This is a genomic window from Stutzerimonas sp. LR2 (genome assembly GCF_055755175.1).
On record NZ_JBVTRR010000002.1, the window covers coordinates 741,492 to 757,027 of the forward strand.

The window sequence follows — 15,536 nt, forward strand, 5'->3', positions numbered from 1 at the left end:
CATGAGTGCTATGCGGCTGATTTTGAAATGTTATTTATTTAGACGGGGAAGCTCTATGTGAAAGCCCGTCACGCCGTCTACTGAGGTACACCAGATTCTGCCTTTATGGGCCTCAACGATGGATCTGGTGATTGCCAGGCCAAGGCCAGCGTTGCTTGGGCTACCCTCGCGTCGGGCAGGATCGACCCGGTAGAAGCGATAGAAAAGCTTGTCCAGGTGCTCGGGCTTGATCGTCCCTCCGGGATTCTCGACGCTGAGGGTGACCGTCCTTTCCGTCTCGTGAATGGTTACAGAAATAGTTTCCCCAACCGGGGTGTAACGCAGCGCGTTGGATAACAAATTGGAGACCGCTCTATCGAGCATCAATTTATCTCCAAGCACATTGCCTGCGCCTGAGACTGAGAGACGGATATCGCGTTCGTCGGCTAGTAAGTGATAGTACTCAAGCAGCTTAACAACGACATCAGCGAGTTCGGTAGGCGCTTGTTCGGGGATAATCAAGCCATTGTCGGATTTGGCCAAAAAGAGCATGTCGTCAATCATGCGTGACATACGCTTCAATTCCTCTAGATTGGAGTACAGATTCTCCTCATAAGCATCAATATCCCGCTTTTTGGTCAGCACTACCTCAGTGTGGGTCATGAGATTGCTGACAGGGGTTCGCAATTCATGAGCAATGTCCGCAGAGAAATTCGAGAGCCGGGCGAAGGCATCTTCTAGGCGACCCAACATCGCGTTGAAGGATAGAACCAGTTGCTGCAGCTCTAACGGTACTGGCTCAAGGGGTATTCGTTCCTGTAACGACCTAGCTGACATCGATGCGGCGAGATGGGTAACTTGCCTCAGCGGCCTGAGGCCACTTCGAACAACCACCCAGCCAAGCGCAGCACTAATCAGGGCGCTGATGATCAATCCAACGCCGAACCAACGCTGCAAAGTCTGAAAGAAATGCGCGTGGTTAGTGACATCGAGAATCAGCAGTGCTGTAAGCGGTTCGGGCTGGTCTGCTACCGAGATTCGGGCAGTCATCCCTCTATACAGGTGTCCGGCATATTTCCATTCCCACATGCTCTGCTGTTCTGCGTGCCTGAAGCTTTCCGGGACGTCGACTGCCTTGGGATCAGAAAAGAGCACTCTGCCATCTCCGCTCAAGATGGTCGCCGCTAAATCATGATGAGCACCGAGCAGGGCTCGCAACTGCGGTAGCTCCTCTGCAAGGTTCGCGCTGCTGCGTGCGTTATTGAGAATGTGTTTGGTCGATTCGAGCTTCTCAACCAGGGCCTGCCGATCTAACACTTCGAAGTGATGCTGGCTGAGCAAATTGAAGCTCAGCCCCGCTATGGTGAGAACTACAACCACCACAGACATGAACATGAGACTCATGCGGGCGGTCAGCGAAAGGTGGCGCAGGCTCACTCTGGTGCATCCATCATATAGCCCATGCCACGCACGGTATGGATCAGTTTGTGATCGAAGTCGTCGTCGACTTTTGCGCGCAGGCGGCGTACCGCGACCTCGATAACGTTGGTGTCGCTGTCGAAGTTCATATCCCATACCTGAGAGGCAATCAGGGACTTCGGAAGCACCTCGCCGCGCCGGCGCATCAACAACTCCAACAATGAAAATTCCTTCGCCGTCAGATCAATCCGCTTCCCAGCACGAACGGCGCGGCGCTTTAGCAGGTCCACTTCGAGATCTGAAATTTTCACGGTGGTTTGGGTGGGGGAGCCGCTGCCCCTGCGAAGCAACGTCCGAACCCTTGCCAGAAGTTCGGAGAACGCGAACGGCTTAATCAGGTAGTCGTCCGCGCCCAGCTCCAGGCCTTTGACGCGGTCTTCTACGCCATCACGTGCGGTCAAGAACAATACGGGTACGTCTTTCCCTGCTGCTCTGACCATGCGCAGCACCTCCCATCCCTCAAGCCCCGGCATCATCACGTCCAGGATCAAAAGGTCATAGACCTCACTCAGCGCGTATTGGAGCGCATCTGTACCAGTCATGACGCGGTCGACGGTAAATCCGGCCTCGGTAAGTCCTTGTTGCAGGTACGCCCCGGTTTTGGGTTCGTCTTCAGCTACCAGTAATTTCATGCGGGCAGATTCCGAGAGTCGATTGGCTCAGTTTGGAGGCAAACGAGGCCGCCAACTAGAAGCTTACGAAAATGTAACGTCCGGTTCAGCTCACTGACAGAAGGAGGCGCCTAGTGTTCGCATAGTCGAGATCTCTGCTCGAGCAAATACGAGCAGAAGATTGTGAGAGTACCAGCAGCGGAATTTTCCAGGCCTTCCACATTGCTCCCTTGGCCTAACGGCGCCTCACTGGCGCCTTTTTTTTGTTGATCTGGTCATGGCTGTTGAGCCTTACAGAAATGTAATCCCAGTGTAAGCCTGTCGGCAGCCTGGCCTGAATAACCTTAAGTCATTCCTTCGACGACTTGAATGAGGACCCCAACCAATGAAAATCAAGTTCGTTTCTTTTTTTTCCGCAATGGGTTTGATCTTCAGCGCTACTGCCGCAATGGCCGGCCCCGACCATGGCCATGCTTACGATTTCGGCCAGCCGGGTGATCCGCAGGCTGTAGACCGCACTATCGAGTTACGGATGGGCGATAACTTTTTCGATCTTGGGGCGATTGAAGTTAAAGCCGGTGAGACCATCCGTTTCGTACTGCATAACGACGGCGCCCTGCTACATGAATTCAATCTGGGCGACGCGGCGACTCATGCTGCACACCGGGAAGAAATGACTGCAATGTTCCAGACCGGCGCGCTTACCCCGACTGGTGCCCACGATATGAGCAATATTGGGCATGACATGGGCAATAAGAGTGCCGTTATGGAGCACGACGATCCGAATAGCGTGCTGATCGAGCCTGGGGCACGCGAAGAACTGATTTGGGCTTTCTCGAAAGCCACGGGGCTGGAGTTCGCCTGCAATATTCCAGGGCACTATCAAGCTGGAATGGTCGGCAAGGTGGAGATACGTTAATCCCCCCTTTGGTTGGGGTCACGTCCACCGGGAGGAGCGACTCATTCTGACCCAGCGGATCAAACAGTAACCAGTCACCCGAGGTCACTGCCGTGAATCACACCCATCTTCACCGCGCTACTGAACTGCCATTTTGGCAGAGCAAGACCGGCATAGCCCTGATCATGCTGGCCGTAATCGGAACCTTTCATACGGCACGTGAGCATCACCGTCATCTCTCCAAGGGCCGTCGTACCTGATCCGGTTGCTATAGCAATGATCCATTTGTTTGGCCACAACCATGGTGGCCATTCCATTTCCAGCGGTACCGGTGTCTCCAAGGACGAAGATAGGACATAGATCGCATGCACAGTTCTTCCTGCAACCACGACCGGCATCAGGCCAACCATTCGCACGATCAAAACGGCAAACAGTACGACCCGGTGTGTGGAATGGCGGTTAAGCCTGATAGTTCTTATCACGAGACCTACGAAGGGAAGACTTATCGCTTTTGCAGCGCAAGGTGTCAGGAGAAATTCCAGGCTGCCCCTCAGCGGTTCGCAAGCGGCCGGCCGCATGAGCAGCATCAAGATGTAGCTCAAGCGCCGTCCGGACCTAGCACCGAATACATCTGTCCGATGCATCCGGAGATTCGCCAGGCAGGACCAGGAAGCTGCCCAATCTGCGGTATGGCATTGGAGCCTGTCATTCCGGAACTAGACGAAGAAGAGAACCCGGAGCTTAAGGACTTCTCTCGGCGCTTCTGGTGGACCCTGCCGTTGACGGTGATCGTCACCGTGCTGGCCATGGGTGGGCATTCCCTGAACCTGTTCCACGGCACCACGCAGAACTGGGTCGAGCTCGTACTGACCACTCCGGTAGTGCTTTGGGCTGGCTGGCCATTCTTCGAGCGCTGCGTACGCTCGTTCGTGCTGCGCAGTCCGAACATGTGGACGCTGATCGGCCTCGGCACCGCCGCCGCCTACCTGTACAGCGTCGTTGCCACTCTGGCGCCAGGCGTGTTTCCTGCCGACTTTGTACAAGACGGGCGCATCGGCGTGTACTTCGAGGCGGCGGCGGTGATCATCTCACTGACTCTGCTCGGCCAGCTCCTCGAGCTGAAGGCACGCTCGCAGACCTCGGCGGCGATCAAGTCACTACTCGGCCTGGCGCCGAAGACCGCGCGACGCATCAATCCCGACGGTACAGAGGACGACATTCCGCTCACCCATGTTCATGCGGGCGATAGGCTACGCGTACGCCCTGGAGAGAAGGTGCCAGTCGACGGTCTGGTGCTGGAAGGCGAAAGCGCGGTGGACGAGTCAATGCTGACAGGCGAGCCGGTGCCGATCATGAAGCACGTCGGTGACAGTCTCATCGGTGCCACCCTTAACGCCCACGGCAGTCTGGTGATGCAGGCGCAGAAGGTCGGCAGCTCGACCATGCTTGCGCAGATCGTGCAGATGGTTGCCCAGGCGCAGCGCTCCAAAGCACCGATGCAGCGACTGGCTGATGTTATTGCTGGTTACTTTGTGATGGTGGTGATCGCTATCGCCATACTAACCTTCCTTGTCTGGGGGCTTTGGGGTCCGGAGCCGAGCTGGGTCTTCGGTTTGATCAACGCGGTGGCGGTGCTGATCATTGCCTGCCCGTGCGCCCTGGGCCTGGCCACGCCAATGTCGGTAATGGTCGCGACCGGCAAGGCGGCCGGCAGCGGCGTACTGTTCCGCGATGCGGGCGCCATCGAAAATTTGCGCAAGATTGACACGCTGATCGTCGACAAGACGGGCACCCTGACTGAAGGTCGCCCGGCCTTTCACAGTGTAGAGGCGGCGCCTGGTTTCACTCCGGATGAGGTGCTGCGCCTGGCAGCGAGCCTCGATCAGGGCAGCGAACATCCCCTGGCCCACGCCATCGTCGACCATGCCCGCGCGCACGGCCTGGCACTGAGCACGGCCGAGACATTCGAATCAGCCTCCGGCATCGGCGTACGTGGCCAGGTTGATGACCACCACCTGCAACTGGGCAACACCGCGCTGATGAATGATGCCGGCGTGGATGCCAGCTCCCTCAGTGCGCGGGCCGAACAGTTGCGCGGCGAAGGCGTGAGCATCATGTTCCTGGCGGTGGACGGCGTCCTGGCTGGTCTGCTGGCAGTGGCTGATCCGATCAAACCGACGTCGAAACTGGCGGTAGAGCGCCTGCAGGCAGACGGCGTGCGGGTGATCATGGCCACCGGTGATGGCCTGACTACTGCTCGCGCAGTGGCCCGCGAGCTAGGCATCGAAGAGGTGCACGGCGAGGTCAAACCACAGGACAAGGAACGCTTGGCCGCCGCCCTGCAACAAGAAGGGCACCGCGTGGCCATGGCCGGCGACGGCATCAACGACGCCCCAGCCCTGGCGCGCGCCGATATCGGCATTGCCATGGGCACCGGCACCGACGTGGCGATGAACAGCGCTCAAGTCACGCTGGTCAAGGGCGACCTGCTGGGCATCTTGCGCGCAAGGAGCCTGTCAGTGGCCACCGTGCGCAATATGCACCAGAACCTGACCTTTGCTTTTCTCTATAACGCTCTGGGCATCCCGCTGGCCGCAGGCCTGCTCTACCCGCTGACCGGCCTGCTGCTGTCGCCGATTATCGCCGCGCTGGCGATGAGCCTGAGTTCGGCCTCAGTGGTGTTTAACGCGTTGAGGCTGCGCAAGGTATCGATCGATTGAAACGCTTGACCTTGCCGCTCTGGCAAGGTTGAACATCTGCTCAACCATTACGGTGACTTCCCAGGAGATTCTCATGAGCACCATTGAACTGAACGTCGAAGGCATGAGCTGCGGCTCGTGCGTCAAGCATGTCACCGAGGCGCTCAACACTGTCGAGGGCGTCACCAAGGTGGATGTCGATTTGCAAGCCGCCAGGGTGCGGGTTAGCGGCCAGAGCGACAGCCAAGTGCTGATTGCTTCCCTGACTGATGCGGGATATCCCGCGCAGCTGGCCAGTCCGGCAGCCGGGACGAACAACATGAAAAAGACGGGTTGCGGTGGCAGCGGTGGCTGCGGCTGCAACTGAAAACGAGAGGCAAACAAGGTTCTTATATGTCTAGAAAACTGCGTATATCAGCCCTTGCGGCGCTGCTGGTAAGTGGGGCGATCCATGCCGCTGAACCCTTGATCATCGATGTACACCGAGACGCCAACTGTGGTTGCTGCAAGGACTGGATCTCCTATCTGGAGGACAACGGCTTTGCGGTCCGCGACCATGTTGAACGCAACATGCGTTCGGTGAAGCAAGACCTAGGAGTGGAGCCGCGTCTGGCGTCCTGTCACACCGGTGTGATCAACGGCAAGTTCGTTGAAGGCCACGTGCCGGTGGCGCAGATACTCGAATTGCGCAAGCGTTCCGACCTGCTAGGTATTGCCGTGCCCGGCATGCCGGCTGGATCGCCCGGTATGGAGCACGGTGATGCCAAACATGCCTACGAGGTAATCGGGCTTACCCGTTCAGGGCAGGATGAGGTCCTCGCCAAGTACCCGTAAATTCAGGCTCCGTGCCGCTGACCGGCTTTCCCAGGCGGGTGGCAGCAAAGAGAACGCGGGGGTGATCACTGGATGATCGCAGCGATCACCCCGTCCGGCTCGCTTGCTCAGGACAGTTTCCTGACTTGCGAGGCGGAATTATGTCCGGAGCCTTTCGTTAACTCTTGTTCCGCGAGATACCCATGTTCCGCCTTTTGCTGTGCCTGCTTTTACTGATCCCACTGCCGGTCAGTGCTGGGATTTTTGATCTGCCTCGCTCACAGCCGGCCCTGTTCAACGCCCCCCTGAATAACAGCCAGGACTTCCTGCCGGTGGATCTGGCCTTTGGCCTTGATCTGATAGAAGCCGACACCGACAGTATTCGCCTGCGGTTCATAAATGCCGATGGCTATTACCTCTACAAACATCGTTTCGCCTTCAACAGCGACCATCCGCAAGTAACAATCGGCACCCCGCAATGGCCTGCAGCCGAACCGAAAACCGATGAGTATTTCGGCGATGTCGAGGTGTTCTACGGCATTACGGACTTAGAACTACCGATTGATAACCCTCAGAACAGGCCGTTCACCCTGCAGGTGAGCTACCAGGGCTGCGCCGATCTGGGACTTTGCTACCCACCTGAAATGCGCACTTTTCAGATCGGTAACTCGCCCCCGGTATCGCCTGCGCAACCGGAAACGACCTTGGACTGGGGAAGTCTGGCACTGTTCTTTCTGGCCGGTTTGGGGCTGACTTTCACTCCCTGCGTGCTGCCGATGCTGCCCATCCTTTCCGGCGTAGTGCTGCGTGGACAACTCGGTGGGCTACGAGGTTTTCGCCTGTCGCTTGCCTACGTACTTCCCATGGCTGCCTGCTTCGCACTGCTCGGAGCGCTGATGGGCATGTTCGGAGCTGGCCTCAACCTGCAGGCGCGCCTGCAGTCACCGTGGCTACTGGTACCCTTTGCGCTGTTCTTTTCGGTATTTGCCCTGGCCATGTTCGGGGTGTTCGAGTTGCGTATGCCGCGCTTTATTACCGAACGAATGGATCGCCTGGCCAGCCGAACCCGCGGGGGTTCAATGATAGGGGCCGCAACGCTAGGCGTGCTGTCAAGCCTGCTTGTATCACCCTGCGTGACAGCACCACTGGTCGGTGCGCTGCTGTACATCAGCGCCACCGGCGATGCCCTGGGCGGCGGGCTGAAGCTGTTTTCGCTGGGTCTGGGCATGGGGGCGCCGTTGGTGTTGTTCGCCACTGGTGGCGCCGCCTTGTTGCCCAAGTCCGGGACCTGGATGGTCGGCGTACGCAAGGTTTTCGGTCTGATGTTGCTGGGTGTCTCTGTATGGCTGCTGGAGCGTGTGTTACCAGCTCCCGTGACGCTGGCCTTGTGGGGCCTGTTGGCGGTTGGCACTGCGTTGTGGCTGGGCGCCCTGGAATTTATTCCTAAGCCCGGCAAGCAGAAGCTTGCCCAGTTGCTTGGTGTGGCCTTGCTGGTTTACGGCATCAGCAGTTGGGTGGGCGCTTTGCAAGGTCAAACCGACCCGCTGCGCCCACTGGGTCGCCCGGACGCCCAAGGCTTGCCTCAAATCGGCGCAACCGTCGGCTGGCAGACCCTGGACACCCCAGCAGCCCTGGATGCGGCACTGTTGTCAGCGAAAACTGCCGGCCAACCTTTGCTGCTGGACTGGTACGCCGACTGGTGCATCAGTTGCAAAGTAATCGAACGAGAAGTACTCGAAGTGTCCTCTGTGCGCGAACAGCTGGCTGATTACCGGCTGGTGCGCTTCGATATGACGCGTAGCGATGCCGAGCAACGCGCGCTGCTTGATCGCTACCAGCTGTTTGGCCCGCCGGCACTGCAATTGTTTGCCCCCAGTGGTGATGAGTGGCAGGACCTTCGCACGGTTGGTGAAACCGACGCCGAGAGTTTTCTGGAACGACTGCGTCAAGCCGACGACCGAATGTAAAGCATGCAACCTGGTCGCTCCCGGAAGTCGACGTCAGCTGGCAGATCGCAGCCCGCCGCAGCATGTACTTGCGGCGGCTGAAAGCTAAGACGTGGGCAGATGACTTGATCGTTTTTACCGATGCTCCACTTTCAAAATCCGTGACGGCTGAAGTCAGCCATTTGTTGAACAGCCACACCGGAACTTAACAGTCAGAAAAACTAGAACCTGACAGAACTGTAATGTTTCGCTAAGGCCTGTGACAGGATGCCGCGGTTAAGTTGGCGTCGTGCCTGAAGAACAAAGCACTCCGTTCAAACGGAAACCGAATTAACGGGTATTTCGAGGGGGATCGAACAATGCCCCTGTTTTCATGCGTTGCCGAGTACTCCGACTTGGCAGGGGCGAATGTGTCAGTTGGCATATGGGGCACCTGAGTGGCGGTTTGAGAATCTGTCGCCTCCAAGCAGCATAAGCCGAGGCGCCTGTTGCAAATTGCGACGCCAAATAAGCTGAGCTTACCAACTGCTGAAGAGGCGCTGCTCGCTGGAACGAGTTCACACAACAGTGGGAAAGGTTGAAGGTGGAATCTCGATAGTGGGGCAGTCAACGAACCCGAGACCGGATTGCTCACCACCGGCTCATCTGATTAATGGACATAACGGGATGCAAAGCAAAACCACAAGGCGCACTTTCATCAAGGGGCTAGCCGCCACCAGTATTCTCGGCGGCTTAGGCATGTGGCGTATGCCGGTCTGGGCCGTGACCAGTCCCGGTCAGGCCAACGTGCTGGCCGGTACCGATTTTGATCTGTTCATCGGTGAAACCCCGGTAAATATTACTGGCGCGGCTCGTACCGCGATGACCATCAATGGCTCACTTCCGGGGCCGACCCTGCGGTGGCGGGAAGGCGATACCGTGACTCTGCGCGTTCGTAATCGTCTGCAGGAAGATACCTCGATTCACTGGCACGGCATCATCCTGCCGGCGAACATGGATGGCGTACCTGGCCTGAGTTTCCACGGCATCGCCCCCGATGGCATGTATGAGTACAAATTCAAGGTTAACCAGAACGGCACCTATTGGTACCACAGTCACTCGGGACTGCAGGAGCAGGCTGGCGTCTATGGTGCTCTGGTGATCGATGCCAAAGAGCCGGAGCCGTTCAGCTACGACCGTGACTACGTCGTGCTACTAAGTGACTGGACTGACGAAGATCCGGAACGGGTTCTGGCCAAGCTCAAAAAGCAATCGGATTACTACAACTTCCACAAACGTACTGTCGGCGACTTCGTCGATGACGTGAGCGAGATGGGGTGGTCCGCAGCGATCGCTGATCGGAAGATGTGGGCCGAGATGAAAATGAGCCCGACTGATCTTGCCGATGTCAGTGGCTATACCTACACCTACTTGATGAATGGCCAGGCGCCGGATAACAACTGGACTGGTATTTTCAAGCCGGGTGAGAAAATCCGTCTGCGCTTCATCAATGCATCGGCCATGACCTATTTCGATGTCCGCATCCCCGGTCTAAAGATGACGGTGGTGGCGGCCGATGGGCAGTACGTCAAACCTGTTAGCGTCGATGAGTTCCGTATTACTGCGGCCGAAACCTTCGATGTAATAGTCGAGCCCGATAGCGAGCAGGCCTACACCATCTTCGCGCAGTCCATGGACCGCACTGGCTATTCACGCGGCACCCTGGCCGTTCGCGAAGGGCTGAGCGCGCCTGTTCCTGAAGTTGATCCTCGCCCGTTGATCTCCATGAGCGATATGGGAATGGATCACGGCAGCATGGAGGGAATGGATCATGGCTCCATGCAGGGCGACATGGCAGGAATGGCAGGCATGGATCATAGCAAGATGGCAGGTATGGACCACGACAGCATGGCTGGCATGGATTATTCAGCGATGGCAGGCATGGGTGGAGCGATGCAGTCCCATCCGGCCTCCGAAACCAATAACCCTCTGGTCGACATGCAGACCATGACGCCAACTCCCAAGCTGAATGACCCGGGAATCGGGCTTCGCAACAACGGTCGCCGTGTGCTGACTTACTCAGATCTGCACAGCACCTTCCTCGATCCGGATGGGCGCGAGCCGAGCCGTACCATCGAGTTGCACCTCACAGGTCACATGGAGAAATTCTCTTGGTCATTCGATGGCATTGAGTTCTCTGATGCGGAACCGTTGCGATTGAAGTATGGCGAGCGTGTTCGTATCACCTTAGTCAACGACACCATGATGACCCACCCCATCCACCTTCATGGCATGTGGAGCGATCTGGAGGATGAGAACGGCAACTTCCTAGTTCGCAAACACACCATTGATGTACCACCAGGCTCGAAGCGCAGCTATCGCGTAACCGCAGATGCGCTAGGGCGCTGGGCCTATCACTGCCACCTGCTGCTCCACATGGAAATGGGCATGTTCCGTGAAGTTCGTGTGGATGAGTAAAGGAGATATCTAATGAGCAATTCCCCGAAACGAAACCACCTGTTCTGCAGTGCCGCAATGTTGAGCCTTTTGGCTGCCCTGTATATCCCAGTGTCGCTGGCCGAAGAAAATCACAGCGATCACGGACGGCACGCCGTTGACTCTTCCAAAGCTGCAAGTGAGAAGCAGCCTCCTCAGGTGCGAGGCCAGGGCCCCGCCAATCAGCAAATGGATCACGGCTCGATGAATCGTGGCTCGATGGACCATGACGGCATGGACCACCAAAAAATGACCGGTGAGCATGGCAGCGACCATGCCGAGGCAGATTCGAACCATGACCATTAAGCTTTCACGTCCATCGCTCATTGCGCTGGCGGTGTCAATGAGCGCACTGAGTAGCGGCTTTACCTTTGCCGCAGAAGAGATGGATCACTCGACTATGGACCACGGCTCCATGCCGATGGACCATAGCAAGATGAACCACGGGGCTGCTCAGGTGCAGATGGGGGGCATGGATCATAGCCAGATGCCCGAGGGCCAGAATTCGCAGGATGGGACTCCTGCTATGGACCACAGCAAGATGAATCATGAGGCCATGCAAGGCCAGATGGGCAGTATGGATCACTCCCAGATGAACCATGGCCAAAATCAGAGTAAAGCTGCGGCTATGGACCATAGCAAGATGGGCCACGGCGCCATGCAAGAGCAAATGAAAGGGATGGATCACAGCAACATGGATCACTCCCAAATGAACCATAGCTCCGCTGATACCCCGAGAACCACCAGTCGTACACCGATCCCCGTCCTCACGGATGCTGATCGCCAAGCGGCCTTCGCGCCTCTGCCTGGACACACAGTGCACGATAGCGGCATCAACAGCTTCTTCCTGCTCGATCAGCTTGAATATCAGGACGCTGATGAGGGCAGCACCCTGGCCTGGGATGCCTCAGGCTGGGTGGGAGGCGATATCAATCGGGTCTGGTTTCGTTCCGAGGGAGAGCGTACTAACGGCGTAACCGAGGATGCCGAGCTGCAGCTGTTGTATGGGCGCTCGGTCGGCCCCTGGTGGGACGTCGTTGCTGGCGTTCGCCAAGACTTCAAACCCGAGTCTCCACAGACCTGGGCTGCCTTTGGTGTGCAAGGCATGGCGCTTTACGCTTTTGAAGCCGAGGCCACAGCCTTCGTCGGCGAAAACGGCCAGACTGCGGCGCGTCTTGAGGGCGACTATGACATCTTGCTTACCAATCGGCTGATCCTCCAGCCAACTGCGGAAGCCAATTTCTACGGTAAGAATGATTCTGAAAGAGGAGTGGGCTCGGGCCTGGCGAATACCGAACTGGGTTTGCGCCTGCGCTACGAAATCGTTCGCGAGTTTGCGCCCTACATCGGGATTTCTTGGAGTCGCTCATACGGTAATACCGCAGACATGCTGCGCGACGAAGGAGAAGATGTTGAAGAGGCGCGCTTTGTCGCCGGCATTCGAATGTGGTTTTAGAGCCTGATATGAAAAAAACAATTACAACCCTGGTGGTAGCAGGCGCTGTCGGTAGTGCAGCAATATTAGCCGGAGCCTATTCCGGCTTGATCAACGTTGGTGCTGACGATCCTCATTACCCAGCCGTGCATGCGTTCCTTTCAATGGCGCGTGATCGCTCTATCGAAGCGCGGTCCAAGGACATTGAGATTCCCAATCTAGATGACGAGGCTCTCATTCGTGGCGGGGCCGGGAACTACAACGCCATGTGCGTTGGGTGCCATCTGGCGCCCGGTGTCGAACAAACAGAGCTGAGTCAGGCGCTGTATCCAGCCCCGCCTAACCTGGCCAAGATCGGCATTGACGCAGGCCCTGCATCCGCCTTCTGGGTCATTAAGCATGGAATCAAAGCAACAGGCATGCCGGCCTGGGGTAAGAGTATGGGCGACGAATATATCTGGGGCATGGTTGCCTTCATCAGCCAGTTGCCCAAGATCGACGCTACGCAATACCAAGCGCTCGTCGCTGCGAGTGGCGGTCACCAGCATGGTGGCGGTGAGAGCCAGACGCACAATCATGAAAGCTTGGATGGCAGCAATTCTGACCATCATGGCAATGCTGCCGCTGGAGGAGAGTCTGGACGTCGCGGTATAGCGGCTGCAGACCACCACGGCGGCTCAGCTCCAGAGGCCGATCACCATTCTTCGAGCAGTAACGGCGATGATCACCATGGTGGAAGTAACTCCAGCACGAAAGGCAGTAGCGCCAGCGACCATCATGCCGAGCCGGCGTCCAACGCTCACACTCATGCGGATGGCAAAGAGCACGTACATGACAGCTAAAAGCAACGGGGCACGTTTGGTGGTCAAGCAGTAGTTGAGCTTTTACCGCGACGAGCGTCTTGCTACACCGCCGTCATCGCGGGTTAGTTCGTGTGCTGGCCGCTCAGGTCAGCGAACTCAATAAGCGCAATGACCTCGTCGGGATCGCGTGACGCTTGAAGGAAAAACGGGCCGGGGCGAGAAAGCTGCTCGATACGTTTTTTCAGTTAGCCCTCTCTAGATCATTGATCAGGAACTTCATCTCAGAGATCTCTCGGCGCTGAGCCTCAATGATTTGATCTGCCAGCTTGCGAACGCGCGGGTCTGAAATCTGAGCGCGCTCACTTGTCATGATAGCTATGGAATGGTGAGGAATCATGGCCTTCATATAGTCCGTATCGTCGACAGTTGCCTGGCTACGAACAAGCCACAGGGCAATAGCAAAGGAAGCTGCTCCGCCGGCGAATATCGCTATGTTCATGGGCTTTTTCTTGTACATATTGAGCATGAAGGCGAGCATGACTATCGCCATGACAGCTCCCATTACTAACGCCATCCAAGCACGGGTCTCACTCCATAGAACATGCTCAAAAGCGTAAGTATTCAAATACATAACGCCGTACATGATGACGGTTGATGTGGCCACCATCGCAGCGAAACGCCAATAAGACATTTGCATATCAACTCCTCTTGGTGATGTGCTGCCACTGAACTGCGCTTACTAAAATCTGCGTATTTTTGCGCGATCATGCCGGGCAGCTGCGTTACGAATGCCGTCAGAGCCCAGATCTGAAATGAGCTGCGGTGTTACTTAGAAACGGACAAGCCGAGAGGCTATGAGGTTTCGACTATTTAAAAATCTTACAAAAATGTAATCTTCACCAAGCTTAACTCGTCCACAGTTTTGCTCTGTTTTGCCAGTCGAACTAAATGTGCCGCATGCCATCGAGGGTTGGTCTGAAAAAGGGAGCCGGCTCTGTTGATATACGCCGGTCCCGTTGCCTCGAGTTTTCCGGCGAAGAAAATGACCTTCGCCGACGCCGAGTATGCTGACAAGTGCAAGCAGACCCGCACGGATCGGTTCCTGATCGAGATGAATCAGGCTGAATCGTGGAGGGGTTTGATTGCCCCATTATCCCAAGGGTGAAGGTGATCGCTAGCCTATTCGCCGATGGTGATGCTTCGGGTTCATCTGATGCAGAACTGGTTTGGCTACAGCGACCCGGCGTACGAATTGGCTGCTGAGGTCCAGGCCTTCAGTCATCCGGCAGATCGCGGCCCGCCGCAGCATGTACAAGAAGCTGAGTAAGCGCAGCGCACTGCACAAAGCCAAGCGCAAGTGCGCGCTAGGTCGAGCACCCGTTACGGGTCAAATACCAGTTCGGTTATGTGAAGACGCGCTTCCGCAGCCTGGAGAAGAGCACGGCGCCATCCACACTGTTCGTCCTGTCGAACCCTGTGGATAGCGCGCCGATATCTAGTGACGAATGCGTGAGAGCTGCGTCTGTAATGTGGGAAGTGGTCGCTGCGAGGTTATCGCGGCGGTTAAAACGCAGAAATGAGCGGGCGACTTGATCCTTCTTATATCATGTCGCCGCTTTTAAACGGGAAGGACCGAAGTGGGCCGGAAATAAGGGATGGGGCATCCCTAGGGGCCATATGTCTATCTCCGACAATTCGTTCCGGCGACCCGGTACTCGAGGATATTCAGATCGCCATTGGAGTCCTCGTAAGTCATCTGGGCTGGCATCACTTCATTGCAGGTCATGTCAGTCCGCGTGGTACGAATAACTTTGGCAATGTCCAGCTTCATTCCATAGCGGTAATGGACTACTTCGGGACGGTTCTTTCCGATGGAAACGGCGTATTCCTGTATGGCCTTTTCGTTCGCGCGAATCATTTTTCCATAGACACGATCTGAATTGCCTTCCGCCATGGCAAACGAAGCTGCGGTCATAAATGATACTGCGGCCATGATTTTTAACGTGTTCATATCCGGCTCCTATTTAAAAATGTTACCGGAATTATAAATATTACGAACTGTTAGTCGGATGACATCGAAATTACATAGACGTAATCAAGCGGATTACCTTTAGGTAATAGCCCTCCATAATAACAAGTACAGGCCATTCAATGGTTCTGAACCCTCGCTATTTGCGCATGACGGCTGGGGGATGTATTCCTTTTCCTATTGGCGCTTTCGTCAGCCGATGCCATTCGATGACGCTGGTGGCGACTACTTGGCACAAGATGACATCAGCGATCTTTGTCTAAGAAGCTGACATGAATGTAATGCTGAGGTCATCTACCCGACAGGCCTGATCTGCAATAAAGCCAAACAATAAATTATGAACTATTCGAGGCTCGATCATGAACGGGT

At 56.3% G+C, this 15,536-nt stretch carries 14 protein-coding genes and 1 pseudogene; 10 read left to right on the forward strand and 5 right to left on the reverse strand.

Going from position 1 to position 15,536, the window contains the following annotated elements; all coding sequences use genetic code 11:
- Positions 1-30: 30 nt before the first annotated feature.
- Positions 31-1,416 (reverse strand): heavy metal sensor histidine kinase, encoded by a 1,386-nt coding sequence (locus ACVRRC_RS10025; protein WP_038659348.1) that lies wholly within the window; start codon positions 1,414-1,416, stop codon positions 31-33.
- The gene (locus ACVRRC_RS10030) at positions 1,413-2,090 is read right to left on the reverse strand and encodes a heavy metal response regulator transcription factor (protein WP_014853010.1); all 678 of its coding nucleotides are present in this window, start codon (positions 2,088-2,090) and stop codon (positions 1,413-1,415) included. The genes ACVRRC_RS10025 and ACVRRC_RS10030 overlap by 4 nt, the downstream gene beginning before the upstream one ends.
- Positions 2,091-2,454: 364 nt before the next feature.
- On the opposite strand from ACVRRC_RS10030, the gene ACVRRC_RS10035 reads away from it, so the two are divergent.
- A complete protein-coding gene (locus ACVRRC_RS10035) occupies positions 2,455-2,988 on the forward strand; it encodes a cupredoxin domain-containing protein (RefSeq protein WP_038659352.1) in 534 nt (177 codons plus the stop codon).
- Between the two features lie 74 nt (positions 2,989-3,062).
- Here ACVRRC_RS10035 and ACVRRC_RS10040 read toward each other — a convergent pair whose 3' ends face one another.
- The gene (locus ACVRRC_RS10040; protein WP_155416518.1) at positions 3,063-3,338 is read right to left on the reverse strand and encodes a hypothetical protein; all 276 of its coding nucleotides are present in this window, start codon (positions 3,336-3,338) and stop codon (positions 3,063-3,065) included.
- Here ACVRRC_RS10040 and ACVRRC_RS10045 point away from each other — a divergent pair.
- The 8 genes from ACVRRC_RS10045 to ACVRRC_RS10080 all read left to right on the forward strand — a co-directional run bounded on the left by ACVRRC_RS10045 (position 3,333) and on the right by ACVRRC_RS10080 (position 13,177).
- Complete coding sequence (locus ACVRRC_RS10045) at positions 3,333-5,687, forward strand: heavy metal translocating P-type ATPase (protein WP_177331117.1); 2,355 nt, start codon at positions 3,333-3,335, stop codon at positions 5,685-5,687. The genes ACVRRC_RS10040 and ACVRRC_RS10045 overlap by 6 nt on opposite strands.
- A gap of 73 nt (positions 5,688-5,760) precedes the next feature.
- Positions 5,761-6,033: a heavy-metal-associated domain-containing protein gene (locus ACVRRC_RS10050; protein ID WP_003292143.1), complete on the forward strand. Its 273-nt coding sequence runs from the start codon at positions 5,761-5,763 to the stop codon at positions 6,031-6,033.
- A 26-nt stretch (positions 6,034-6,059) separates the two neighbouring features.
- Entirely contained in the window at positions 6,060-6,500 is a 441-nt protein-coding gene (locus ACVRRC_RS10055; RefSeq protein ID WP_014597615.1) for a DUF411 domain-containing protein, read from the forward strand.
- 182 nt (positions 6,501-6,682) lie between these two features.
- The gene (locus ACVRRC_RS10060; RefSeq protein WP_048328950.1) at positions 6,683-8,446 is read left to right on the forward strand and encodes a protein-disulfide reductase DsbD; all 1,764 of its coding nucleotides are present in this window, start codon (positions 6,683-6,685) and stop codon (positions 8,444-8,446) included.
- A gap of 645 nt (positions 8,447-9,091) precedes the next feature.
- Positions 9,092-10,882: a copper resistance system multicopper oxidase gene (locus ACVRRC_RS10065; RefSeq protein WP_472996933.1), complete on the forward strand. Its 1,791-nt coding sequence runs from the start codon at positions 9,092-9,094 to the stop codon at positions 10,880-10,882.
- 12 nt (positions 10,883-10,894) lie between these two features.
- The gene (locus tag ACVRRC_RS10070) at positions 10,895-11,206 is read left to right on the forward strand and encodes a hypothetical protein (RefSeq protein ID WP_192476698.1); all 312 of its coding nucleotides are present in this window, start codon (positions 10,895-10,897) and stop codon (positions 11,204-11,206) included.
- On the forward strand, positions 11,196-12,356 hold the full coding sequence (locus ACVRRC_RS10075; protein ID WP_003292138.1) for a copper resistance protein B: 1,161 nt from the start codon (positions 11,196-11,198) through the stop codon (positions 12,354-12,356). The genes ACVRRC_RS10070 and ACVRRC_RS10075 overlap by 11 nt, the downstream gene beginning before the upstream one ends.
- An 8-nt stretch (positions 12,357-12,364) precedes the next feature.
- Positions 12,365-13,177, forward strand: coding sequence for a c-type cytochrome (locus tag ACVRRC_RS10080; RefSeq protein ID WP_014853004.1), 813 nt, complete (start codon positions 12,365-12,367; stop codon positions 13,175-13,177).
- A 202-nt stretch (positions 13,178-13,379) separates the two neighbouring features.
- Here the strand turns inward: ACVRRC_RS10080 and ACVRRC_RS10085 are convergent, their stop codons facing one another.
- Complete coding sequence (locus ACVRRC_RS10085; protein WP_014853003.1) at positions 13,380-13,835, reverse strand: DUF305 domain-containing protein; 456 nt, start codon at positions 13,833-13,835, stop codon at positions 13,380-13,382.
- Between the two features lie 345 nt (positions 13,836-14,180).
- On the opposite strand from ACVRRC_RS10085, the pseudogene ACVRRC_RS10090 reads away from it, so the two are divergent.
- Positions 14,181-14,651, forward strand: a pseudogene (locus ACVRRC_RS10090) (transposase).
- A 168-nt stretch (positions 14,652-14,819) separates the two neighbouring features.
- On the opposite strand, the gene ACVRRC_RS10095 reads toward ACVRRC_RS10090, so the two are convergent.
- Positions 14,820-15,149, reverse strand: a complete 330-nt coding sequence (locus tag ACVRRC_RS10095) for a DUF2790 domain-containing protein (protein WP_038659364.1) — start codon at positions 15,147-15,149, stop codon at positions 14,820-14,822.
- Positions 15,150-15,536: the final 387 nt, after the last annotated feature.